18 protein-coding genes and 3 tRNA genes are annotated in these 24,336 nt (G+C 35.4%); 11 read left to right on the forward strand and 10 right to left on the reverse strand.

Annotated elements, in window-relative coordinates:
* Nucleotides 1-30 precede the first annotated feature (30 nt).
* Both guaB and trpS read right to left on the reverse strand, forming a co-directional pair.
* Nucleotides 31-1,509, reverse strand: a complete 1,479-nt coding sequence (guaB, locus tag N8L39_RS08510; protein WP_124787428.1) for an IMP dehydrogenase — start codon at nucleotides 1,507-1,509, stop codon at nucleotides 31-33.
* A gap of 151 nt (nucleotides 1,510-1,660) precedes the next feature.
* Nucleotides 1,661-2,686 carry a tryptophan--tRNA ligase gene (trpS, locus tag N8L39_RS08515; protein ID WP_261010682.1) on the reverse strand — a complete coding sequence of 342 codons (1,026 nt, stop codon included), beginning with the start codon at nucleotides 2,684-2,686 and terminating at the stop codon, nucleotides 1,661-1,663.
* 205 nt (nucleotides 2,687-2,891) lie between these two features.
* Between trpS and N8L39_RS08520 the strand changes: the two genes are divergently transcribed.
* On the forward strand, nucleotides 2,892-4,514 hold the full coding sequence (locus tag N8L39_RS08520) for an ATP-binding cassette domain-containing protein (RefSeq protein WP_000958774.1): 1,623 nt from the start codon (nucleotides 2,892-2,894) through the stop codon (nucleotides 4,512-4,514).
* Between the two features lie 58 nt (nucleotides 4,515-4,572).
* On the forward strand, nucleotides 4,573-7,116 hold the full coding sequence (locus N8L39_RS08525; protein ID WP_261010681.1) for a YfhO family protein: 2,544 nt from the start codon (nucleotides 4,573-4,575) through the stop codon (nucleotides 7,114-7,116).
* A gap of 26 nt (nucleotides 7,117-7,142) precedes the next feature.
* Here N8L39_RS08525 and N8L39_RS08530 read toward each other — a convergent pair whose 3' ends face one another.
* Nucleotides 7,143-9,785 (reverse strand): YhgE/Pip domain-containing protein, encoded by a 2,643-nt coding sequence (locus N8L39_RS08530; protein WP_261010680.1) that lies wholly within the window; start codon nucleotides 9,783-9,785, stop codon nucleotides 7,143-7,145.
* A 127-nt stretch (nucleotides 9,786-9,912) separates the two neighbouring features.
* On the opposite strand from N8L39_RS08530, the gene N8L39_RS08535 reads away from it, so the two are divergent.
* The gene (locus N8L39_RS08535; RefSeq protein WP_261010679.1) at nucleotides 9,913-10,455 is read left to right on the forward strand and encodes a TetR/AcrR family transcriptional regulator; all 543 of its coding nucleotides are present in this window, start codon (nucleotides 9,913-9,915) and stop codon (nucleotides 10,453-10,455) included.
* A gap of 40 nt (nucleotides 10,456-10,495) precedes the next feature.
* Here N8L39_RS08535 and N8L39_RS08540 read toward each other — a convergent pair.
* The 7 genes from N8L39_RS08540 to rlmH form a co-directional block, all read right to left on the reverse strand.
* Nucleotides 10,496-10,569 (reverse strand) — tRNA-Asn (locus N8L39_RS08540).
* Between the two features lie 5 nt (nucleotides 10,570-10,574).
* Nucleotides 10,575-10,646, reverse strand: a tRNA-Glu gene (locus N8L39_RS08545).
* Between the two features lie 51 nt (nucleotides 10,647-10,697).
* Nucleotides 10,698-11,450: a competence system response regulator transcription factor ComE gene (comE, locus tag N8L39_RS08550; RefSeq protein WP_261010678.1), complete on the reverse strand. Its 753-nt coding sequence runs from the start codon at nucleotides 11,448-11,450 to the stop codon at nucleotides 10,698-10,700.
* A complete protein-coding gene (gene comD, locus N8L39_RS08555; protein ID WP_261010677.1) occupies nucleotides 11,447-12,772 on the reverse strand; it encodes a competence system sensor histidine kinase ComD in 1,326 nt (441 codons plus the stop codon). Before comD ends, comE begins: the two co-directional genes overlap by 4 nt.
* A 20-nt stretch (nucleotides 12,773-12,792) precedes the next feature.
* Complete coding sequence (gene comC, locus N8L39_RS08560) at nucleotides 12,793-12,918, reverse strand: competence-stimulating peptide ComC (protein ID WP_261010676.1); 126 nt, start codon at nucleotides 12,916-12,918, stop codon at nucleotides 12,793-12,795.
* Between the two features lie 164 nt (nucleotides 12,919-13,082).
* Nucleotides 13,083-13,156, reverse strand: a tRNA-Arg gene (locus N8L39_RS08565).
* A 43-nt stretch (nucleotides 13,157-13,199) separates the two neighbouring features.
* The gene (gene rlmH / locus N8L39_RS08570) at nucleotides 13,200-13,679 is read right to left on the reverse strand and encodes a 23S rRNA (pseudouridine(1915)-N(3))-methyltransferase RlmH (RefSeq protein WP_125454296.1); all 480 of its coding nucleotides are present in this window, start codon (nucleotides 13,677-13,679) and stop codon (nucleotides 13,200-13,202) included.
* Between the two features lie 183 nt (nucleotides 13,680-13,862).
* Here rlmH and htrA point away from each other — a divergent pair, with 183 nt between their 5' ends.
* The 8 genes from htrA (at nucleotide 13,863) to mfd (ending at nucleotide 24,332) form a co-directional block, all read left to right on the forward strand.
* The gene (gene htrA, locus N8L39_RS08575) at nucleotides 13,863-15,044 is read left to right on the forward strand and encodes a serine protease HtrA (RefSeq protein ID WP_261010675.1); all 1,182 of its coding nucleotides are present in this window, start codon (nucleotides 13,863-13,865) and stop codon (nucleotides 15,042-15,044) included.
* Between the two features lie 57 nt (nucleotides 15,045-15,101).
* The gene (locus N8L39_RS08580) at nucleotides 15,102-15,860 is read left to right on the forward strand and encodes a ParB/RepB/Spo0J family partition protein (protein WP_261010674.1); all 759 of its coding nucleotides are present in this window, start codon (nucleotides 15,102-15,104) and stop codon (nucleotides 15,858-15,860) included.
* A 212-nt stretch (nucleotides 15,861-16,072) separates the two neighbouring features.
* Entirely contained in the window at nucleotides 16,073-17,434 is a 1,362-nt protein-coding gene (dnaA, locus tag N8L39_RS08585) for a chromosomal replication initiator protein DnaA (protein ID WP_261010673.1), read from the forward strand.
* A gap of 158 nt (nucleotides 17,435-17,592) precedes the next feature.
* A complete protein-coding gene (gene dnaN, locus N8L39_RS08590; protein ID WP_261010672.1) occupies nucleotides 17,593-18,729 on the forward strand; it encodes a DNA polymerase III subunit beta in 1,137 nt (378 codons plus the stop codon).
* Nucleotides 18,730-18,793: 64 nt separating this feature from the next.
* Nucleotides 18,794-18,988 (forward strand): DUF951 domain-containing protein, encoded by a 195-nt coding sequence (locus tag N8L39_RS08595; protein ID WP_000285186.1) that lies wholly within the window; start codon nucleotides 18,794-18,796, stop codon nucleotides 18,986-18,988.
* Between the two features lie 84 nt (nucleotides 18,989-19,072).
* The gene (gene ychF, locus N8L39_RS08600; protein ID WP_001218712.1) at nucleotides 19,073-20,188 is read left to right on the forward strand and encodes a redox-regulated ATPase YchF; all 1,116 of its coding nucleotides are present in this window, start codon (nucleotides 19,073-19,075) and stop codon (nucleotides 20,186-20,188) included.
* Between the two features lie 70 nt (nucleotides 20,189-20,258).
* Entirely contained in the window at nucleotides 20,259-20,828 is a 570-nt protein-coding gene (pth, locus tag N8L39_RS08605; protein ID WP_261010671.1) for an aminoacyl-tRNA hydrolase, read from the forward strand.
* A complete protein-coding gene (gene mfd, locus N8L39_RS08610; RefSeq protein ID WP_261010670.1) occupies nucleotides 20,829-24,332 on the forward strand; it encodes a transcription-repair coupling factor in 3,504 nt (1,167 codons plus the stop codon). It begins immediately after the preceding gene.
* Nucleotides 24,333-24,336 lie beyond the last annotated feature (4 nt).

The following is a 24,336-nucleotide window of genomic DNA, read 5'->3' on the forward strand; positions in this document are numbered from 1 at the left end:
TATTTCCACGGGAGTTCTTTTCATTGTTTTTTACATAGAATAATTTGGTGCCTCATTAGTAATTTGTACGTCATGAGGGTGGCTTTCTTTCAAACCAGCACCAGACATTTCAATAAATTGAGCATTATCGTGTAGTTCTTTAAGGTTAGCTGCACCACAGTAACCCATACCAGAGCGAATACCTCCAATCATTTGGAAGACAATATCAGCTGCCGCACCTTTATAAGCAACACGACCTTCAATTCCTTCTGGAACAAGTTTGTTTGCTTCATTGATAGAACCTTGGAAGTAACGATCGCTTGAACCTTTCTTCATTGCTGCGATTGATCCCATACCACGGTAAGTCTTGAACTTACGCCCTTGGAAGATTTCAGTTTCACCTGGTGCTTCGTCTGTTCCAGCAAACATAGATCCAAGCATAACTGCATTTCCACCTGCAGCAAGGGCTTTTACAATATCTCCAGAATACTTGATTCCACCGTCAGCAATGATCGTTTTTCCATATTCACGCGCAACAGCTGCAGCATCGTAGATAGCTGTTACTTGCGGAACACCAACACCAGCAATCACACGAGTAGTACAGATAGAACCTGGTCCAATACCAACTTTGACAACATCTACACCCGCTTCATAAAGAGCACGGGCACCCTCAGCTGTTGCAATATTTCCAGCAATCAAAGTACGATCTGGGAAGTGAGCACGAATCTCAGCAATTTTACGCAAGACACCTGCAGAATGACCATGTGCAGTATCAATAACAATCGCATCCGCTCCTGCTTCAAAAAGAGCCTCTGCACGTTCAAATGTATCTGAAGTAACACCTACTGCACCTGCAACTAGTAGACGACCAAACTCATCTTTAGCAGCATTTGGAAACTCAATAACTTTTTCAATATCTTTGATAGTAATCAAACCAGAAAGACGACCTTCTTCATCTACCAAAGGAAGCTTTTCAATACGGTGTTCTTGAAGAATACTCTCAGCTGTTGCAAGATCTGTACCCACAGGAGCAGTAACAAGATTTTCACTGGTCATATGATTTGAGATTGGTTGGTTATAGTCTGAAATAAAACGAAGATCTCGGTTTGTCAAAATACCAACCAATTTACGATTTTCAAGTGTTTCAACAACTGGAACACCACTGATGCGGTAACGACCCATAAGCTCATCTGCTTCAGCAATTGTATGTTCAGGTGTCAAGAAGAACGGATCAATAATAACTCCATTTTCAGAACGTTTTACCTTACGAACCTCTTCTGCTTGTTGAGCAATTGACATGTTTTTATGGATAACTCCGAGACCGCCTGCACGAGCAATAGCAATGGCCATTTGACTCTCTGTAACTGTGTCCATGGCAGCGGTAATAATTGGGATATTTAAAGTCAAATTATCTGCCAATTTAGTTGTTAAATCTGCATCGTTAGGCAACACATGACTTTCAGCTGGAATAAGCAATACATCATCAAAGGTAAAACCTTTTTTCAAAAATTTAGTGTCCCAATTAGACATTCGAAGTTTCCTCTTTTCTTTCTTTTTGAGCTTGACTCTTTTTATATTGTATCTATCATACCATTCTATAAAAATTTGTCAAATGTTACAGGGGTAAATAAAAAACTATCTTTTCTTTGAGATAGAAATGATAGTTTCTTGTAAAATAAATTTAGTTAAAGTACTGAAGTCCCATTGCCCCTTTAACCTCAGATAGGGTTTGACCCGCAACTTCACGCGCTCTTTCACTACCTTTTTGAAGCATATTATAAACTTCTCCCATATCCTTAGCAAATTCAATACGGCGCTCACGAATAGGACCCAGTTCACGTTCTAATATTTCAAGTAGATAACGCTTGGTCTTCACATCACCAAGACCACCTCGTTGATAATGTTCTTTCATTTCGGCAATTTCTTGAGCATCTTCTGGGCGACCAAAAACATCTAGATAATGGAAAACCATATTGCCTTCAATTTTACCTGGATCCTCAACGCGGATATGATCTGGATCTGTATACATACTCATTACTTTTTTACGCAAAGTATCCGCATCATCAGCTAAATAAATACCATTATTGAGTGATTTAGACATTTTAGCATTTCCATCTAAACCAGGTAAACGACCCGCTCTCTCATTTTCTGGATAAATACCTTCCGGTTCTACCAATATATCACAGTTATATGCATTGTTAAAAGAACGAACAATTTCACGAGTTTGCTCAATCATTGGTTTCTGATCTGTCCCAACAGGAACATAATTAGCCTTAAAAGCTGTGATGTCAGCTGCTTGAGCTATTGGATAGACCAAGAATCCTGTCGGAATACTTTCTCCAAATCCTTTCTGAGCAATTTCTGTCTTGACTGTTGGATTGCGCTCCAAACGTGCTAATGACACCAAATTCATATAATACATAGACAACTCAGCTAATTCTGGAATTTGGCTTTGAATAAAGATAGTTGATTTACTTGGATCCAATCCAACTGCAAGATAATCCAAAGCAACATTTCCGATAGACTCTACAATTGTTTGAGGGTCTTTAGCATGATCTGTCAAAGCTTGTTGGTCAGCCAAGAACACAAACATATCATACTTATCCTCTTCCTGTAATAATACTCGATTTTTGAGACTTCCAACATAATGTCCAATATGCAATTTTCCTGTTGGACGGTCTCCTGTTAAAATAATGGGTTTAGTCATTTTGTTCTCCTTCGATATAGTCCCTTCAATTATAGCATTTTTTTAATGAAATAACCGTAATTTATCAAAATAAATCAGACTTGCTATTTACGGATTTGTGTAAAGTATGCTGTAAATTTAATTTACACAAAATTGACAGATAAAAATTTGAATATTTCCGTATTTTCTAGTAGAATAAATATATTACACATATAGGAGAAAAACATTGCTTACAGTATCTGATGTTTCACTACGTTTTAGTGATCGCAAACTTTTTGATGATGTCAATATCAAATTTACAGAAGGAAATACTTATGGATTAATCGGTGCTAATGGTGCTGGAAAATCAACCTTTTTAAAAATTTTAGCTGGAGATATCGAACCTACTACTGGTCACATCTCTCTTGGTCCAGATGAACGTCTCTCTGTTCTTCGTCAAAATCACTTTGACTATGAAGATGAACGTGCCATTGATGTCGTTATCATGGGAAATGAAAAACTTTATAGCATCATGAAAGAGAAAGATGCCATCTACATGAAGGAAGATTTCTCAGACGAAGATGGAGTGCGTGCTGCCGAACTCGAAGGAGAGTTTGCCGAGCTTGGGGGCTGGGAAGCAGAAAGTGAAGCCTCTCAACTCCTTCAAAACCTAAATATCCCAGAAGAATTGCACTATCAAAATATGAGCGAATTGGCCAACGGTGAAAAAGTAAAAGTTCTCCTTGCTAAAGCACTTTTTGGTAAACCAGATGTTCTTCTTTTGGACGAGCCTACCAACGGTTTGGACATCCAATCGATTACTTGGTTAGAAGACTTCTTGATTGACTTTGATAACACCGTTATCGTAGTATCCCACGACCGTCACTTCTTAAACAAAGTATGTACTCACATGGCCGACCTTGACTTTGGAAAAATCAAACTCTATGTCGGAAACTACGACTTCTGGAAGGAATCTTCTGAGCTAGCTGCTAAATTGCTAGCAGACCGTAATGCTAAAGCAGAAGAAAAAATTAAGCAATTACAAGAGTTCGTTGCTCGTTTCTCTGCTAATGCTTCTAAGTCAAGACAGGCAACATCACGTAAGAAAATGCTTGATAAGATTGAGCTAGAAGAGATTGTACCATCTAGTCGTAAATATCCATTTATCAACTTTAAAGCGGAACGTGAGATTGGTAATGATCTCTTGACAGTAGAAAATCTAACTGTAAAGATTGATGGTGAGACTATTTTAGATAATATCAGCTTTATCTTGCGTCCAGGTGATAAGACAGCGCTTATTGGACAAAATGACATCCAAACGACTGCATTAATTCGTGCAATCATGGGGGACATTGACTATGAAGGAACTGTCAAGTGGGGAGTAACTACTAGCCGTTCTTACTTGCCAAAAGATAACTCGGCAGATTTTGCAGGAGGAGAGTCAATCCTTGACTGGTTGCGTCAATTCGCAAGTAAAGAAGAAGATGACAATACTTTCCTACGTGGCTTCCTCGGCCGTATGCTCTTCTCTGGAGATGAGGTTAACAAACCTGTAAATGTCTTGTCAGGGGGAGAAAAAGTTCGTGTCATGCTTTCAAAACTCATGCTCTTAAAATCAAATGTCCTTGTACTTGATGATCCAACCAATCACTTGGACTTGGAATCTATCTCAAGCTTGAATGATGGATTGAAAAACTTTAAAGAATCAATCATCTTTGCCAGCCATGACCACGAGTTTATTCAAACTCTAGCCAACCATATCATTGTCTTGTCTAAAAATGGCGTCATTGACCGTATCGATGAAACCTATGATGAATTCCTAGAGAATGCAGAAGTACAAGCAAAAGTTAAAGAACTTTGGAAAGACTAAAATCTTCAAAACTCAGTTGGGTTAACCAGCTGAGTTTTCTAACATTTTATGAGGTAACATGAAATTATTTTTTAAAACATTTTGGACCTATTTTGTTTCTTTCATCATTCCCATAATCATTATGATAGGAGTATATCTATCTCAAGGTATCTACTGGAATAGCGATACATCTCCACTATTAGGAGATGGGTTTCATCAATACGTTATTTTTGATATAGCTCTAAGAAATATCCTACACGGAAATGGTAGTTTGTTCTACACCTTTACAAGTGGCCTCGGATTGAATTTCTATGCCCTATCTAGTTATTACTTGGGTAGTTTCCTTTCACCACTAGTTTACTTTTTTGATCTAACGAATATGCCAGATGCTGTCTATCTGACAACTCTCTTAAAATTTGGATTGATTGGACTGTCAACTTACTTTAGTTTAAATAAATTATTTCAATCGATTCCTAAGCCTTTAAAACTAGCTTTATCTACTTCCTATGCTCTGATGAGTTTCACTGTCAGTCAATTAGAGATAAAAACCTGGCTAGATGTTTTTATCTTGATTCCTTTAATTATAACTGGTTTACAGCTACTTATCACTGAAAAGAAATTCCTATTGTACTTTACAAGTCTGTCAATCTTATTTATCCAAAACTATTATTTTGGCTATATGACAGCATTGTTTCTTATTTTCTGGTATCTCTGTCAAATTTCTTGGGACTTTAAAACTCGAAAATCATCTTTTCTTGATTTCATAATCACCTCCGTTTTAGCTGGTATGGCTAGTTTAATTCTGACTCTTCCTACTCTGTTTGATTTACAGACACATGGGGAAAAGTTGACTGAAGTTACAAAGTTTCAAACTGAAAGTAGCTGGTATCTTGATCTCTTTGCTAAGCAATTCATCGGTTCCTTTGACACAACAAAGTATGGGGCCATCCCAATGATTTTTGTTGGACTCCTTCCCTTTATTTTGACCATTTTATTTTTTACTCTGAAATCTATTAAGTTTCACGTGAAACTTATCTATGCAATCTTCTTTACATTTCTAATTGCAAGCTTTTATATTGAAGCTCTTGATTTATTTTGGCAAGGCATGCATACTCCAAACATGTTTTTACATCGCTATGCTTGGATTTTCTCTACCTTGTTAATTTACACAGCAGCAGAAATCTTAAATCGTCTGAAAGAAATTAAAATCTGGAATTTTTTAGTTTCGCTTTTTCTTATAGTAACAGGATTTTTAGCTACCATCTATCTAAAATCGCATTATTCTTTTTTAACAGATTTGAATATCCTACTGACTCTTGAATTTTTGGTTGTCTATTCGCTTTTACTCCTTGCAGTTATCAAAAAGTTTATCTCTGTAAATCTATTTGCCATTCTAATCTCTTTATTTATAATGGTTGAAATGAGTTTAAATGCTTCATCTCAAATAGACGGAATTTCTAAGGAATGGGGATTTGCTTCTCGAAGTGCATATAGTAGAGATATCCCAGCTATGGACTCTTTCTCAACATATATTGGAAATCAATTTACTCGTACTGAAAAACTACAAACTCAGACAGGAAATGACAGTATGAAATTCAACTACAATGGAATCTCTCAATTTTCATCTGTTCGAAATCGTTCAGCAAGCTCTACTTTGGATAAACTTGGGTTTAAATCCTCTGGGACTAATCTCAATCTCCGCTATGCCAATAATAGTATTTTGGCTGATAGTTTATTTGGCATCCAGTACAATATCTCAGAAAACCCTATTGATAAGTATGGTTTCCAAGTTGTATATCAAAAAGATAATCTTACCCTATATGAAAATCAATTCTCTCTTCCGATTGCATTTACTAGTCAATCTGTTTACAATGATGTCAAGTTCAATGAACATACCTTGGATAATCAGGCCAAGTTTTTAAATCAACTTGCTAACGTCAATTTTGATTATTTTTCTCCAATACCCTATGAAAAAACTGAAAATACTAATGATTTGATTAGTGTTACAAGTTCTTCAAATGAGGATGCAGCAATCCAGTATCAAATTGAGATTCCCGAAAACAGTCAAGTTTATCTTTCTTTCACAAACCTTCACTTTTCTAATGATAAACAAAAGAAGGTTGACATCCTTGTAAATGGTGAAAAAAAGACTTTTACAACTGATAATGTCTTCTCTTTCTTTAATCTAGGATATACAAAAGAGAAAAAAACTTTCAATATCAATGTTAGTTTCCCTGGAAATTCACAAGTATCATTTGAATCTCCTAACCTCTATCGTTTAGATACCAAAACTTTCACCGAGGCAATTCAAAAAATTAAAGAACAACCTGTCACAGTATCAACTTCTAAAAACAAGGTCTTTGCTAGATATGATGTCCAACAAGATACATCTATTTTTTTTACCATTCCTTATGACAAAGGTTGGTCTGCCTACCAAGATGATAAGAAAATAGAAATTAAACAAGCTCAAACTGGATTTATGAAAGTTGATGTTCCCAAGGGGAAAGGAACTATTACACTTTCCTTCATTCCCAATGGTTTTATTACTGGAGCAATATGTTCCTTTACTTCTCTCTTACTATTTGGAATCTATAATCACAGACGAAAGTCATCTAAGGCATAAAAAAATCGACCAGTTGGTCGATTTTTTTAATATTCTTCCATTTTCTTAGGTTGATAGGCTAGCATACCTAAACCAGTAAATAGGACTAATATCACAACAAGGAAAATGACTTGATGATGAATATTCCCTGTCATAGAGATTGTTTGTCGTAATCCAGAAACTGAATAACTCATTGGTAACCAAGGATTGATGGCTCTAAAGAAATCATTTGTCAAAGCAAGTGGGTAAGTACCTGCACTTGATGCTAACTGTAATAAAAGCAAAATAAGAGAAAAGAAAGCTCCTATACGGCTATTCCATGTTGTTAAAGCAGTCACCATGGACATGAATACTAAACTTGTTAGGATAATGAGAATAAATGTTCTCATCTCATGATTAGCCGTTAGACTAATAAGATGAACTCCTCCATATACTAAAATCCCTGCTAAAACAGCTATAATACCATTTATTTCTGCTCGAGATTTCAACCAAGCCCAACGACTCTCTGGATGACGTCCTGAAGGCAACTTCGCAAAGATCATATTCGTTGATATTGCTGCAACAAAGAGAGCAACTGATATCATATAAGGAGCCATTGCGATTCCATTTACAGAAACTTGGTCATTGTCTGTTTTGGAAAGATTGAGTGGATTTGACAAAATCTCTGCATTTTTAGATTCCGTTGATGCTGATTTAAGTTGATCACTAGCATTACCTAGTCCTTGTCCCAAAGAAGCAACTCCTGACTGTAAATCTTCCAATCCAGAAGTTAACTTTGTTCCACCTTCTGCAAGTTTCCCAGATCCATCTGCCAATTTATTAGCTCCACTTTCTAATTGAGAAGCACCTGAAAGTAACTGACTGGATTTGTCAGCTAGTTGGCTAGATCCTGACTGCAATTTATCAACTCCTGCTATTAGTTCTTGACTCTTTTGATTCAATTGGTTAGAGCCAGTTGATAATTTTTCAATACCAGATACTAATTCTGGAGTTTTTTCAACTAATTGACCAACTCCTGCTGTCAAGCTAGAAGATTTTTGTGTCAAGGTGTTTGAGCCTGAAACTAGTTGATCCAAACTACCTGTCAAGGTGGCATTTTTTTCACTTAGTTGACTTGCGCCTTGAGAAACTTTATCAACACCTGCAGTATATGCATTTACCCCCGATGTAATCGACTGACTAGCAGGAACTAAGTTGCTAGAAACAGCTCCTTGTATCTCTGTTAATCCACTTGACAATCCTGTCAAAGAAGTAGAAGCAAGCGGTAATACTTGATTAGCTTGATTTTTTAATGTCGAAAAATTTGAAGATTGATTTTGTAAGTTTTCCAAACTTCCCTGTAAACCTTGTACTAAAGCTATAATTGACTGAGCCGATTGAATACTATCAGTCGAATTTTGAGATACAGAAGCGCTTATCTCAGCTTGTTGCTCACTTGTCAATGATTGATAAGCTGCTGTCGATTGAATATTAGCTAATGTAGTCGCTTTATCAGACTGAGCACTTGCTAACATTTGATTAGAAAGAGATACTATACTTGATAAAACAGAATCTAATTGTTTTGTATCTCCAACATTAATATTTTGAATAGCTTGATTTAACTGATTCAAACCAGAAGATAATTGATTAATTTGATCTTTTTGCTCAGACGAAGCATCTAACTTGCTAGAAAGTTGTTGAATCCCTTCACTTAATTGCTCCACCCCCATTCGAAGTGTAGCTGATTGATTAGATAACTGATTAGCACCTGTTACAAGACTTCCCACTCCATTGGTGTAGGCACTAACACCAGATGAAAATTGATTAAGACCAGCATTGAGCTGAGAAACACCGCCAGTATAAGATTCTACACCAGTATATAATTGATTAATTCCCCTCACTAATTCAGGGCTTTTAGAAGATAATTGACCTAACCCACTATCTAATTGACTCACTGCACCAGTATATGTAACTAAACCACTATTAAAATTCCCTAAGCCAAGATGAAGTTGTTCAACACCAGAGACATAAGAGGATAATCCTTTAGTAAACTGCTCCGTTCCATTTGAAAATGTTAAACTTGAATCTGCTAAAGAGTGTAGGTTAGTAGTTAATGTTTGACTTCCTGCCACTAACTGATTCGCTCCATCAGTTAGTTTTTCACTACCAGACGCTGCTTGACTTATCCCATTCTTTAAATCGACCATTTTGTTGAATAAAGCTTTAGTATAAGTCTCGGTTACATTGGTAGAAACATTCTGCTTTAATTGTGTCATTGCAGAATCACTCATCTTGCTGGCAATAAAGCTATGACCACTTGAAGTCTGATAATCGATTTGCATTTGCTCTGGGTGATTCGTTAAAATTGAAGCTGCTTTTTCAGACAAGTCACTTGGCAAAGTCACTACCATATAATAATCACCGTTTTCTAGACCCTTCTTACCTTCTTCTTCATCTACAAAATGAAAATCCAATGATTTATTTTGCTCTAAATTAGACACCATGTCTTTTCCTATAGACATGCTATTACCATTATAAGAGGCCTCTTTATCATTATTGACAACTGCCACAGGTAAGTCAGACACTTGACCATATGGATCCCACATTGAGGATAAAAATATGATGTTGTATAAAGCAGGAATAAGAGAAATTCCTATCATGACAATAATAAAGGTTGGTTTTTTAAAAATTGCTTTCCATTCTTTAAACATATTTCCTCCTTTTTTAAACATATTGTCTAAAATTTTGATATAATAGATTATACATTAAAAAATCTAAATTACAAGATAAAAAATCCATTTTTAGACATATAGTCTAATTTGTTCACAAGGAGGAAATATGCAAGAAAGTAACAAACGCTTAAAAACAAAGCGAACTATTGAAAATGCTATGGTACAACTACTGATGGAACAACCATTTGATCAAATTTCTACTGTCAAGTTAGCAGAAAAAGCCGGAATTAGTCGTTCCAGCTTCTATACTCACTATAAGGATAAATATGATATGATTGAGCACTATCAAAGCAAGCTATTTCATACATTTGAATATATTTTTCAAAAACATGCTCATCACAAAAGAGATGCTATTTTAGAAGTCTTTGAATATCTAGAGTCTGAACCACTTCTGGCTGCCCTTCTTTCTGAAAATGGGACTAAAGAAATCCAAAATTTCTTACGAAATAAACTTCATATCATGCTCAGCACAGATTTACAAAAGCAATTTATGCAACTGAATCTCAATACCACTGAGTTAGAATACAGTAGCATCTATCTAACTCACGCACTTTTTGGTGTCTGCCAAACTTGGATTGCACATGGTAAAAAAGAAAGTCCTCAAGAAATAACAGACTTCCTCATGAAGATGCTTGGTGATACGAATTGATGCAAAAAAGGGAACAACACTATGTTCCCTTTTATCTATACTCCGCCAGTAGGACTCGAACCTACGACATCATGATTAACAGTCATGCGCTACTACCAACTGAGCTATGGCGGATAAAATAGTCCGTACGGGATTCGAACCCGTGTTACCGCCGTGAAAAGGCGGTGTCTTAACCCCTTGACCAACGGACCTTCTATCTGTAGCAGATATAACCATTATATCAATTTCTTACTAATTGTCAATCACTTTTGAGATTTTTTCTCTAAAATATCTTTTAACTTTCTAATTTTTAACCTTGAAATAGGACAGCGATGATCTTCATAGAAAACAACTTCTAGATTCTTTCGGTCAATTTCTCTAATATTGCCTATATTTACCAAAAATGACTTATGAGAAGAATAAAATCGCTGAGTATGTTTGTCCTTTTCCTGAATATCTGTCATGGTACCGTAAAACTCTTTGGAAAAATTCTTACCAATAATGCGTAATTTATGAGAGACACCTGTCGTTTCAATATACAAAATATCATGATAAGGAATTTTTAGATCATTTCCCTTGTAATTGTAGTCAAAATAATCTACCACATCTTCATTTTCAAGTAACATACTCTTCGTGTAGAAGATATTTTGCTCAATTCTCTTCTTAAATAACTCATCATTAATATCCTTATCGACAAAATCTAGGGCTGATACCTGGTATTTATAGGTTAGAGTCGCAAACTCTGATCGACTGGTGATAAAGACGATAATAGCGTAAGGATTGTGATGACGAATAAATTGGGCAACTTCAAATCCCTTTTTCTCAATTCCATGAATATCAATATCTAGAAAATAAAGCTGGTTTACTTCGTCGTTTTCGATATATTCCTTAAACTCACGGACTTTTCCTGTTGTCTTGTATGATATTGGAATATTCGATTCTTTCGAAATTTCATCCAATATTCTCTCTAGTCTCACTTGATGTTCAATAACATCTTCTAAAATTAAAACTTTCATTCAAATTCCCTCTTAAATCTAATGATTTGTCTAAATGTACTGCCTTCCATCTCTGTTTCTAAAATAATATTGTTGTACTTATCTAATAGTTCTTTTACATTATTTAATCCTACTCCACGATTTCTTCCCTTAGTAGAGAATCCTAAAGCAAATAGATCTCCTGAAGGAGTCAGCGTCATTTTACATGAATTCTGAATCACAATCACTGTTTCAGTTTCCATCTTAATAACTGCTACTTCCATCTGCTTTTTATAACTATCAGCCGATCCTTCGACAGCATTGTTCAATAAAACACTCATAATACGAACTAAATCCAACAAGTCTATTGGTAATCTAGTGATTATATCTTTTACTTCCAGTGTAAACTCTACACCATTATTTCGAGCATAGACAATTGACTGAGCAACCAAACTTCGTAAAGCTGAATCTTCTATGTTATTTAAATCAAAGTAAGTGTACTTATCTGAACGCAGTTTGTGATTTGCTTTAACCAAAACTTCATTGTAAACTCTGTCAATTTCCTGTAAATTACCACTGTCAATTGCCATCTGCATGCTGACAAGCATCCCAGCATAGTCATGTCGAAAACCACGAATTTCATTATACAGACCGACAATTTCATCTGTGTAGTTTTGTAAATGTTTCTGTTCAAATTTCTTCTGCTTCAAAGCAATCTCTTTCTCCATTTGAACTTTATGAGAATTCATTGCAAAGAAGGTCAAAAGTAACGAGATAAAAACAATAGATGATAAAATACTTCCAAAACTATTCAAATGTTTAATTGTACTTACCATATTTGAAACGAAAGATACAATATGGAGCAGTAGTAAGGCAAAAAATACTTTTTTCAAGAAAGGATAAAGGTAGTCCTTGTCAAAATAGGCTAGTTCCAAATGGAAATAATGAATGATTTTTAAAACAACAAAATAGGTCAACAACGTTACAACGGAAAAGAATGGGTAATAATATTGTAAAACAAAATTGTCTCCTGTTATAGAGGAGAAAGTTACGGACAGAAAGTTATGAGTGCTCTCATATAAAAGAGATAGTAGTAAACTTAGAAATAGTCCTCTATCCCTCTCATACTGTTTAATCCATCGAAAATAGGAATATAAGCCCAAAGGAAATAAAAATGTTGCAATTCCTAACCCATCTAAATATAGAAGATAAAAGGGAAAATCAAGTACTATTTCTATTAGTAATGTATAAGCACCAAAAACATATAATTCTTTTCTATTTATTTGACCTTTACAAATTAAATGGTAACTGTGACTAATAATTAAAAAATGAACAATAACTATCCCAAATCCAAATAAATCCATTACTCTTTCCCCTTATTTCATTACTTTTTTCTTTGTAAAATAAAATCACGGAGAAATTTTGACAGCCTAATCTCACCACCTTGAATCTTTTGCAAGTCTTTTTCCTTCAAGGCTACAAACTGTTCCAATTTAACTGTATTTTTCATAATAAAATCTCCTCAATGTTTTTTTCTTGTAAGCTAACTTACAAAAACTATTATACAAAATGGAATTTCGTTTTAGATAAAATTCTCTCAACTGTCATTTTTTTCTCCCCAAGTGTACTTTTTTAAGAAAAAAGCCGGGAAAATTCCCAGCTTTGCTACTATATTGATCCCAGCAGGATTCGAACCTGCGACCGTTCGCTTAGAAGGCGAATGCTCTATCCAGCTGAGCTATGAGACCTAATACAGCTATTCTACCAAAAATTCAATTGAAAGTCAATTTTCTATTTATGATAGGGCGAGCCCTGCTGAATCGTAAAAGCGCGATAGATTTGTTCAGCAAGGACTAGTCTCATTAACTGATGGGGCAAAGTTAAACGGCCAAAACTGACAGAAAGATTGGCTCTCTTTTTTACAGCTGATGATAATCCTAAACTCCCCCCAATAATAAAGGTAAGAGTAGAAAATCCTTTTATAGAAGCTTCTTCTAACTGCTTACTAAATTCTTCTGAGGAGAAAGTTTTCCCTTCAATGGCTAACACAATAACGAAATCACGGTCACCAACTTTTGATAAAATTCTCTGACCTTCTATTTCTAAAATCTTTTGATTTTCTGACTCACTGGCCTTATCTGGTGTTTTTTCATCTGCCAGCTCAATCATTTCAAGCTTAGCAAATCGAGAAATTCGTTTTGAATACTCTGCAATACCATCTTTTAAATACTTTTCTTTCAGTTTCCCAACTGTTACAACTTTAATTTTCATGACTCTATTCTAACATATTCTCTATTTTTTCACATCTTATTCACAAAATAAAAGGTTAATTTTAGCCGAGAAAACCACAGAATTTTGAAAGTTATCCACAATCTGTGAAAAACTTTTGTGTTTAAGTTATAATTAAGCTAGTCAGTTTATACTTTCAGTAATTTCAAACAAATGGAGGCAAATATGAAACATCTAAAAACATTTTACAAAAAATGGTTTCAATTATTAATCGTTATCGTCATTAGCTTTATTAGTGGAGCCTTGGGTAGCTTTTCAATAAACCAACTAACTCAAAAAAGTGGTGTAAGTACCTCTAACAACAATAGTACTATTACACAGACTGCCTATAAGAACGAAAATTCAACAACACAGGCTGTTAACAAAGTAAAAGATGCTGTTGTTTCTGTTATTACTTATTCGGCAAACAGACAAAATAGCGTATTTGGCAATGATGATACTGACACAGATTCTCAACAAATCTCTAGTGAAGGATCTGGGGTTATTTATAAAAAGAATGATAAAGAAGCTTATATTGTCACTAATAATCACGTTATAAATGGCGCCAGCAAAGTAGATATTCGTTTATCAGATGGAACTAAAGTGCCTGGAGAAATCGTCGGAGCGGATACTTTCTCTGATATTGCTGTCGTCAAAATCTCTTCAGAAAAAGTGACTACAGTAGCTGAATTTGGTGATTCTAGTAAGCTAACCGTAGGAGAAACTGCTATTGCCATTGGTAGCCCGTTAGGTTCTGAATACGCTAATACTGTCACTCAAGGTATCGTATCTAGTCTCAATCGAAATGTATCTTTAAAATCTGAAGATGGACAAGCCATTTCTACAAAAGCCATCCAAACTGATACTGCTATTAACCCAGGCAACTCTGGTGGCCCACTAATCAATATTCAAGGACAGGTTATCGGAATTACCTCAAGTAAAATTGCCACAAATGGAGGAACATCTGTAGAAGGTCTTGGTTTTGCAATCCCTGCAAATGATGCTATCAATATTATTGAACAGTTAGAAAAGAACGGAAAAGTGACTCGTCCAGCTTTGGGCATCCAAATGGTCAATCTCTCAAATATTAATACAAGTGATATTAGAAGACTGAATATTCCAAGCAATGTAACATCTGGTGTAGTTGTTCGTTCTGTGCAGAGCAATATGCCTGCCAATGGTCACCTTGAAAAATACGATGTTATTACAAAAGTAGATGACAAAGACATTGCTTCATCAACAGACTTACAAAGTGCTCTTTACAATCATTCTATCGGAGATACTATTAAGATAACTTACTATCGTAACGGTAAAGAAGAAACTACATCTATTAAACTTGACAAGAGTTCAGGTGATTTAGAATCTTAATTGACATCTATGTAAAGAAAGCTTTACATAAGAGAAAAGATGTGTTAGTGTAGAATCATGGAAAAATTTGAAATGATTTCTATCACAGATATACAAAAAAATCCCTATCAACCTCGAAAAGAATTTGATGGAGAAAAACTACATGAACTAGCACAGTCTATCAAAGAAAATGGGGTCATTCAACCGATTATTGTTCGTCAATCTCCTGTTATTGGTTATGAAATCCTTGCAGGAGAGAGACGCTATCGGGCTTCACTTTTAGCTGGTCTAAGGTCTATCCCAGCTGTTGTTAAACAGCTTTCAGATCAAGAGATGATGGTCCAGTCCATCATTGAAAATTTGCAAAGAGAAAATTTAAATCCAATAGAAGAAGCACGCGCCTATGAATCTCTTGTAGAGAAAGGATTTACCCATGCTGAAATTGCAGATAAAATGGGCAAGTCTCGTCCATACATCAGCAACTCTATTCGCTTGCTGTCCTTGCCAGAACAGATCCTTTCAGAAGTAGAAAGTGGTAAACTATCACAAGCCCATGCGCGTTCTCTCGTTGGGTTGAATAAGGAACAACAAGACTATTTCTTTCAACGAATTATAGAAGAAGACATTTCTGTAAGAAAGTTAGAAGCTCTTCTGACAGAGAAAAAACAAAAGAAACTGCAAAAAAATGATCATTTCATACAAAATGAAGAAGAACAGTTAAAAAAACTACTCGGATTAGATGTAGAAATCAAACTGTCTAAAAAAGACAGTGGAAAAATCATTATTTCTTTTTCAAATCAAGAAGAATACAGTAGAATTATCAACAGCCTGAAATAAGGCTGTTCTTTTATTTTTTTATCTCACAAGGTTATCCACTATTTTTTTCAATAAAAAGCTTAATAAATCAATAGTTCCTGCCTTTATCCCCAACCTGTGGATAAAACTTGATAACATTGTGGATTATTTTTCACAGCTTGTGGAAAATTCTTGCTATCTATGGTAAAATAAGTCTAGCATTAAACTTTTAAATAGTAAAGGAGGAGAAAGGATTGAAAGAAAAACAATTTTGGAATCGTATATTAGAATTTGCTCAAGAAAGACTGACTCGATCCATGTATGATTTCTATGCTATTCAAGCTGAACTCATCAAGGTAGAGGAAAATGTTGCCACTATATTTTTACCACGATCTGAAATGGAAATGGTCTGGGAAAAACAACTAAAAGATATCATTGTAGTAGCTGGTTTTGAAATTTATGATGCTGAAATAACTCCCCACTATATTTTCACTAAGCCTAAAGATACGACTATTTCACAAGTTGAAGAAGCTCCAAATTCAACTCTTTATGACTATAATCCAAAGTTAGCATCTATTCCTTATTCGGATACTGGATTAAAAGAAAAGTATACCTTTGATAATTTTATCCAAGGGGATGGGAATGTTTGGGCAGTATCAGCTGCTTTGGCTGTTTCTGAAGATTTAGCCTTGACCTATAATCCTCTTTTTATCTATGGAGGACCTGGCCTTGGTAAGACTCACTTACTCAATGCAATTGGGAATGAGATTTTGAAAAATATTCCTGATGCGCGTGTTAAGTACATTCCTGCTGAAAGCTTTATAAACGACTTTCTTGAACATCTGAGACTGGGTGAAATGGATAAGTTCAAAAAAACCTACCGTAGCCTCGATCTCTTGTTAATTGATGATATCCAATCGCTGAGTGGAAAAAAAGTTGCAACTCAAGAAGAATTTTTCAATACTTTCAATGTTCTCCATAACAATCAAAAACAAATTGTTCTGACTAGTGATCGTAGTCCTAAACACTTAGAGGGACTTGAGGAAAGGCTTGTCACGCGCTTTAGCTGGGGCTTGACGCAAAATATCACACCACCTGACTTTGAAACACGTATTGCCATTTTACAAAGCAAAACAGAGCATTTAGACTACCATTTCCAAAGTGATACCCTAGAATACCTAGCTGGCCAATTTGATTCAAACGTTCGAGAACTTGAAGGAGCAATCAACGACATCACTTTAATTGCCAGAGTGAAGAAAATTAAGGATATCACTATCGATATCGCTGCAGAAGCCATTAGAGCTCGCAAACAAGATGTTAGCCAAATGCTCGTCATCCCAATTGATAAAATCCAAAATGAAGTTGGTAACTTTTATGGTGTCAGTGTCAAAGAAATGAAGGGAAGCAGACGCCTTCAAAATATTGTGTTAGCCCGTCAAGTAGCCATGTATTTATCTAGAGAACTAACAGATAATAGTCTTCCAAAAATTGGGAAGGAATTTGGTGGAAAAGATCACACAACAGTCATACATGCCCATGCCAAAATTAAATCTTTGATTGATGAAGACGATAATTTACGTTTAGAAATTGAATCCATCAAAAAGAAAATTAAATAACTTGTGGATAACTTTTACTTTATTATCTTTTTTATCCACATTTTTTAAACAAGCCAAAAAACTTGATATGACTTGTTTAAAGTCTGTTTTCCACAGATTTCACAGACCCTATTATTACTATTATCCTTCTAATACTAAAAATAAATAAAGGAGAATCCATGATTCATTTTTCAATTAATAAAAATTTATTTCTACAAGCCTTAAATACTACTAAGAGATCTATTAGCTCTAAAAATGCCATTCCTATTTTATCAACAGTAAAAATTGACGTAACCAATGAAGGTGTTACTTTAATTGGTTCAAATGGTCAAATTTCAATTGAAAATTTTATTTCTCAAAAAAATGAAGATGCTGGTTTGTTAATTACTTCTTTAGGTTCGATCCTTCTTGAAGCTTCTTTCTTCATCAATGTGGTATCTAGTCTACCTGATGTGACTCTTGATTTTAAAGAAATTGAACAAAATCAAATTGTTTTAACCAGCGGTAAATCAGAAATTACCCTAAAAGGAAAAGATAGTGAACAATATCCACGAATCCAAGAAATTTCAGCAAGCACTCCTTTGGTTCTTGAAACAAAATTACTTAAGAAAATTATCAATGAAACAGCTTTTGCTGCAAGTACACAAGAAAGTCGTCCAATTTTAACAGGTGTTCATTTTGTATTGAGCCAACACAAAGAGTTAAAAACAGTTGCAACAGACTCTCATCGTCTAAGCCAGAAAAAATTGACTCTTGAAAAAAATAGTGATGATTTTGATGTCGTGATTCCTAGCCGTTCTCTACGCGAATTTTCAGCAGTATTTACAGACGATATTGAAACTGTAGAGATTTTCTTTGCCAACAATCAAATCCTCTTTAGAAGCGAAAATATTAGCTTCTACACACGTTTGTTAGAAGGTAACTATCCTGATACAGATCGCTTGATTCCGACAGACTTTAACACTACTATTACTTTTGATGTGGTAAACTTACGTCAGTCAATGGAGCGTGCTCGCCTTTTATCAAGTGCGACTCAAAATGGTACTGTGAAGCTTGAAATTAAAGGTGGTATTGTTAGCGCCCATGTTCATTCTCCAGAAGTTGGTAAAGTAAACGAAGAAATCGATACTGATCAGGTGACTGGTGAAGATTTGACTATTAGTTTCAACCCAACTTACTTGATTGATTCTCTTAAGGCTTTAAATAGCGAAAAGGTGACCATTAGCTTTATCTCAGCTGTTCGTCCATTTACTCTTGTGCCAGCAGACACTGATGAAGACTTCATGCAGCTCATTACACCAGTTCGTACAAATTAAGTGAAAGAGGTTGAGCCTGGCTCGCCTCTTTTATGATATAATCGAAAAAGAAAAGGAGAGTAGTATGTATCAAGTTGGAAATTTTGTTGAAATGAAAAAACCACATGCTTGCACCATCAAGTCAACAGGTAAAAAGGCCAATCGTTGGGAAATTACACGTGTAGGAGCAGATATCAAAATTAAATGTAGCAATTGTGACCATGTTGTCATGATGGGGCGCTATGATTTTGATCGAAAAATGAATAAAATTATTGACTGAAACCCCTCAGTTAGAGGGTTAGCAAGTTTTCCATTTTTGTGTTATAATATTAGGGATTGAAATGAAAACGGAGAATGAGAAAATATGGCTTTAACAGCAGGTATCGTTGGTTTGCCAAACGTTGGTAAATCAACACTATTTAATGCAATTACAAAAGCAGGAGCAGAGGCAGCAAACTACCCATTTGCGACGATTGATCCAAACGTTGGAATGGTGGAAGTTCCAGATGAACGCCTACAAAAACTAACGGAAATGATTACTCCTAAAAAGACAGTTCCAACAACATTTGAATTTACAGATATCGCAGGAATTGTAAAAGGAGCTTCAAAAGGAGAAGGGCTAGGGAATAAATTCTTGGCCAATATTCGTGAAGTAGACGCGATTGTTCACGTAGTTCGTGCTTTTGATGATGAAAATGTCATGCGCGAGCAAGGACGTGAAGATGCATTTGTGGATCCACTTGCAGATATTGATACAATTAACCTAGAGTTGATTCTTGCTGACTTAGAATCAGTCAATAAGCGTTATGCGCGTGTAGAAAAGATGGCACGTACGCAAAAAGATAAAGAATCAGTAGCAGAATTCAATGTTCTTCAAAAGATTAAACCAGTCCTTGAAGATGGAAAATCAGCTCGAACTATTGAATTTACAGATGAAGAACAAAAGGTTGTCAAAGGTCTCTTCCTTTTGACGACTAAACCAGTACTCTATGTTGCTAATGTGGACGAGGATGTGGTTTCAGAACCTGACTCTATCGACTATGTTAAACAAATTCGTGAATTCGCAGCGACAGAAAATGCTGAAGTAGTCGTTATTTCTGCGCGTGCTGAGGAAGAAATTTCTGAGTTAGACGATGAAGATAAGCAAGAGTTTCTTGAAGCACTTGGGTTGACAGAATCAGGCGTTGACAAGTTGACTCGTGCAGCTTACCATTTGCTTGGATTGGGAACTTACTTCACAGCTGGTGAAAAAGAAGTTCGCGCTTGGACCTTCAAACGTGGTATGAAGGCTCCTCAAGCAGCTGGTATTATCCACTCAGACTTTGAAAAAGGCTTTATTCGTGCAGTAACCATGTCATACGATGATTTGGTGAAATATGGATCTGAAAAGGCCGTAAAAGAAGCTGGGCGCTTGCGTGAAGAAGGTAAAGAATATATCGTTCAAGACGGAGATATCATGGAATTCCGCTTTAATGTCTAAAAATTTAATAAATAGTGTCAATTAGGTTGGAAAAAAATTCCAACCCTTTTGGCTTTTGAAAGGAAAATAAATGACCAAATTACTTGTAGGCTTGGGAAATCCAGGGGATAAATATTTTGAAACAAAACATAATGTTGGTTTTATGTTGATTGACCAACTAGCGAAGAAACAGAATGTCACTTTTACACATGATAAGATATTTCAAGCTGACCTAGCATCCTTTTTCCTAAATGGAGAAAAAATTTATCTTGTCAAACCAACGACATTTATGAATGAAAGTGGAAAAGCGGTTCATGCTTTATTGACTTATTATGGTTTGGATATTGAAGATTTACTCATCATTTACGATGACCTTGACATGGAAGTTGGAAAGATTCGCTTAAGAGCAAAGGGATCCGCAGGTGGTCATAATGGTATCAAGTCTATTATTCAACATATAGGGACTCAGACCTTTAATCGTGTTAAAATTGGAATCGGAAGACCTAAAAATGGCATATCAGTTGTTAACCATGTTTTGAGTAAGTTTGACAAGGATGATTATATTGGTATTTTACATTCTATTGACAAGGTTGACGATTCTGTAAACTACTATTTACAAGAGAAAAATTTTGAGAAAACAATGCAGAGGTATAACGGATAAATGTTAACCTTATTAGATTTATTCTCAGAAAATGATCAGATAAAAAAATGGCATCAAAATCTGACAGATAAGAAAAGACAATTAATGTTAGGCTTGTCAACTTCTACAAAAGCTTTAGCAATTGCTAGTAGTTTGAGACAGGAAGATAAGATTGTGTTATTGACGTCAACTTATGGAGAAGCAGAAGGACTTGTTAGTGATCTTATATCTATCTTGGGTGAGGAACTTGTCTATCCATTTTTGGTAGATGACTCCCCTATGGTCGAGTTTTTGATGTCTTCACAAGAAAAAATCATTTCACGGGTTGAAGCCCTGCGTTTTTTGACTGATTCATCTAAGAAAGGGATTTTAGTTTGTAATATTGCAGCAAGTCGATTGATTTTACCGTCTCCAAATGTATTCAAAGATAGTATTATAAAAATCTCAGTTGGTGAAGAATATGACCAACACGCACTTATCCATCAGTTGAAAGAGATAGGCTATCGAAAAGTTACACAAGTACAAACTCAAGGCGAATTTAGTCTTCGAGGAGATATTTTAGATATTTTTGAAATATCTCAGTTAGAACCTTGCCGAATTGAGTTTTTTGGTGATGAAATTGATGGTATCAGGTCATTTGAGGTCGAAACACAATTATCGAAAGAAAATCAGACAGAACTCACTATCTTTCCAGCTAGTGATATGCTTTTGAGAGAAAAGGATTATCAACGAGGACAGTTAGCTTTAGAAAAACAAATTTCAAAAACGTTATCACCTATTTTAAAATCATACTTAGAAGAAATTCTTTCAAGTTTTCATCACAAACAAGTACATTCAGATAGTCGAAAGTTTTTGTCCTTATGTTACGATAAAACATGGACTATCTTTGATTATATTGAAAAAGATACACCTGTATTCTTTGATGATTATCAGAAATTGATGAATCAGTATGAAGTATTTGAAAGAGAGTTAGCGCAATACTTTACAGAAGAATTACAGAACAGTAAAGTATTTTCTGAGATGCAGTATTTTGCTGATACAGAGCAAATCTATAAAAAACAGAGTCCGGTTACCTTTTTCTCTAATCTGCAAAAGGGGTTAGGAAATCTCAAGTTTGACCAAATTTATCAATTTAATCAATATCCTATGCAAGAATTTTTCAATCAATTTTCTTTTCTAAAAGATGAAATTGAGAGATACAAAAAAATGGATTATACTATTATCCTGCAGTCTAGCAATTCAATGGGAAGTAAAACATTGGAGGATGTTTTAGAGGAATATCAGATTAAATTGGATTCCAGAGATAAGTCAAGTATCTGTAAAGAATCTGTAAACTTAATCGAGGGTAATCTCAGACATGGTTTTCATTTTGTTGATGAAAAGGTTTTATTGATAACTGAACATGAGATTTTTCAAAAGAAATTGAAACGTCGTTTTCGAAGACAACATGTTTCGAATGCAGAGAGATTAAAAGATTACAATGAACTTGAAAAAGGGGACTACGTTGTCCATCATATCCATGGGATTGGGCAATATCTAGGGATTGAAACAATTGAAATCAAAGGGATTCACCGTGATTATGTTAGTGTTCAATACCAAAACGGGGATCAAATCTCTATCCCAGTGGAACAGATTCATCTACTTTCCAAATACGTTTCAAGTGACGGTAAAGCACCTAAACTCAATAAATTAAATGATGGTCATTTCAAAAAGGCCAAGCAAAAAGTTAAGAACCAGGTAGAGGATATAGCTGACGATTTAATTAAACTTTATTCTGAGCGTAGTCAGTTGAAGGGTTTTGCTTTTTCAGCTGATGATGAGGATCAACATGCTTTTGATGATGCCTTCCCTTATGTTGAAACGGATGATCAACTTCGTAGTGTTGAGGAAATCAAGAGAGATATGCAGGCTTCTCAGCCAATGGATCGACTTTTAGTTGGGGATGTTGGTTTTGGAAAGACTGAAGTTGCTATGCGCGCAGCCTTTAAGGCAGTCAATGATCACAAACAGGTTGTCGTTCTAGTTCCGACAACGGTTTTAGCGCAACAGCACTATACGAATTTTAAGGAACGATTCCAAAATTTTGCAGTTAATATTGATGTATTGAGTCGCTTTAGAAGTAAAAAAGAGCAGACTGAAACACTTGAAAAATTGAAAAAGGGTCAAGTTGATATTTTAATTGGAACACATCGTGTTTTGTCAAAAGATGTTGTGTTTGCTGATTTGGGCTTGATGATTATTGATGAGGAACAGCGATTTGGTGTCAAGCATAAGGAAACCTTGAAAGAATTGAAAAAACAAGTAGATGTCCTGACCTTGACAGCAACGCCAATTCCTCGTACCCTTCACATGTCTATGCTGGGAATCAGAGATTTGTCTGTTATTGAAACTCCGCCGACTAATCGTTATCCAGTGCAAACCTATGTCTTAGAAAAGAATGATAGTGTGATTCGTGATGCTGTATTGCGTGAAATGGAGCGTGGAGGTCAAGTTTACTATCTTTACAATAAAGTTGACACAATTGATCAGAAGGTTTCAGAATTACAGGAGTTGATTCCAGAGGCTTCTATTGGTTATGTTCATGGGCAAATGAGTGAGATTCAGTTAGAAAATACTCTACTAGATTTCATTGAAGGTCAGTATGATATCTTGGTGACAACTACCATTATTGAGACAGGGGTGGACATTCCAAATGCCAATACTTTATTTATTGAAAATGCGGATCATATGGGCTTGTCAACCTTGTATCAGTTAAGAGGAAGAGTCGGTCGTAGTAATCGTATTGCTTATGCCTATCTCATGTATCGTCCAGAAAAATCAATCAGTGAAGTCTCCGAGAAGAGATTAGAAGCGATTAAAGGATTTACAGAATTGGGCTCTGGATTTAAGATTGCAATGCGAGATCTTTCGATTCGTGGAGCAGGAAATCTTTTAGGCAAGTCTCAGTCTGGTTTCATCGATTCTGTTGGTTTTGAATTGTATTCGCAGTTACTAGAGGAAGCTATTGCTAAACGACATGGTAATGGGAACACAAGAACAAAAGGGAATGCTGAGTTGATTTTACAAATTGATGCCTATCTTCCTGATACTTATATTTCAGACCAACGACATAAGATTGAAATTTACAAGAAAATTCGTCAAATTGACAACCGTGTCAATTATGAAGAGTTACAAGAAGAGTTGATGGACCGTTTTGGAGAATACCCAGACGTGGTAGCCTATCTTTTAGAGATTGGTTTGGTCAAGTCATATTTGGACAAGGTCTTTGTTCAACGTGTGGAAAGAAAAGAAAATAAGATTACAGTTCAATTTGAAAAAATTACTCAGCGACTGTTCTTGGCTCAAGATTATTTTAAAGCTTTATCCGCAACGAACTTAAAAGCAGCAATAGCTGAGAATAAAGGATTAATGGAAGTCGTATTCGATGTTCGAAACAAGAAGGACTATGAAATTTTAGAAGGTCTGCTGATTTTTGGAGAAAGTTTATTAGAGATAAAAGAGTTGAAAGACGGTAATTCCCTATAACATT

The sequence above is a fragment of the Streptococcus mitis genome, assembly GCF_946190285.1.
Taxonomy (GTDB): Bacteria; Bacillota; Bacilli; order Lactobacillales; family Streptococcaceae; genus Streptococcus; species Streptococcus mitis_CP.

Bases quoted from the DNA above. Each gene is read 5' to 3' on its own strand.
- guaB (WP_124787428.1), bottom strand. From the start codon at position 1,509: ATGTCTAATTGGGACACTAAATTTTTGAAAAAAGGTTTTACCTTTGAT.
- trpS (WP_261010682.1), bottom strand. From the start codon at position 2,686: ATGACTAAACCCATTATTTTAACAGGAGACCGTCCAACAGGAAAATTG.
- N8L39_RS08525 (WP_261010681.1), top strand. From the start codon at position 4,573: ATGAAATTATTTTTTAAAACATTTTGGACCTATTTTGTTTCTTTCATC.
- N8L39_RS08530 (WP_261010680.1), bottom strand. From the start codon at position 9,785: ATGTTTAAAGAATGGAAAGCAATTTTTAAAAAACCAACCTTTATTATT.
- N8L39_RS08535 (WP_261010679.1), top strand. From the start codon at position 9,913: ATGCAAGAAAGTAACAAACGCTTAAAAACAAAGCGAACTATTGAAAAT.
- comE (WP_261010678.1), bottom strand. From the start codon at position 11,450: ATGAAAGTTTTAATTTTAGAAGATGTTATTGAACATCAAGTGAGACTA.
- comD (WP_261010677.1), bottom strand. From the start codon at position 12,772: ATGGATTTATTTGGATTTGGGATAGTTATTGTTCATTTTTTAATTATT.
- comC (WP_261010676.1), bottom strand. From the start codon at position 12,918: ATGAAAAATACAGTTAAATTGGAACAGTTTGTAGCCTTGAAGGAAAAA.
- rlmH (WP_125454296.1), bottom strand. From the start codon at position 13,679: ATGAAAATTAAAGTTGTAACAGTTGGGAAACTGAAAGAAAAGTATTTA.
- htrA (WP_261010675.1), top strand. From the start codon at position 13,863: ATGAAACATCTAAAAACATTTTACAAAAAATGGTTTCAATTATTAATC.
- N8L39_RS08580 (WP_261010674.1), top strand. From the start codon at position 15,102: ATGGAAAAATTTGAAATGATTTCTATCACAGATATACAAAAAAATCCC.
- dnaN (WP_261010672.1), top strand. From the start codon at position 17,593: ATGATTCATTTTTCAATTAATAAAAATTTATTTCTACAAGCCTTAAAT.
- N8L39_RS08595 (WP_000285186.1), top strand. From the start codon at position 18,794: ATGTATCAAGTTGGAAATTTTGTTGAAATGAAAAAACCACATGCTTGC.
- ychF (WP_001218712.1), top strand. From the start codon at position 19,073: ATGGCTTTAACAGCAGGTATCGTTGGTTTGCCAAACGTTGGTAAATCA.
- pth (WP_261010671.1), top strand. From the start codon at position 20,259: ATGACCAAATTACTTGTAGGCTTGGGAAATCCAGGGGATAAATATTTT.
- mfd (WP_261010670.1), top strand. From the start codon at position 20,829: ATGTTAACCTTATTAGATTTATTCTCAGAAAATGATCAGATAAAAAAA.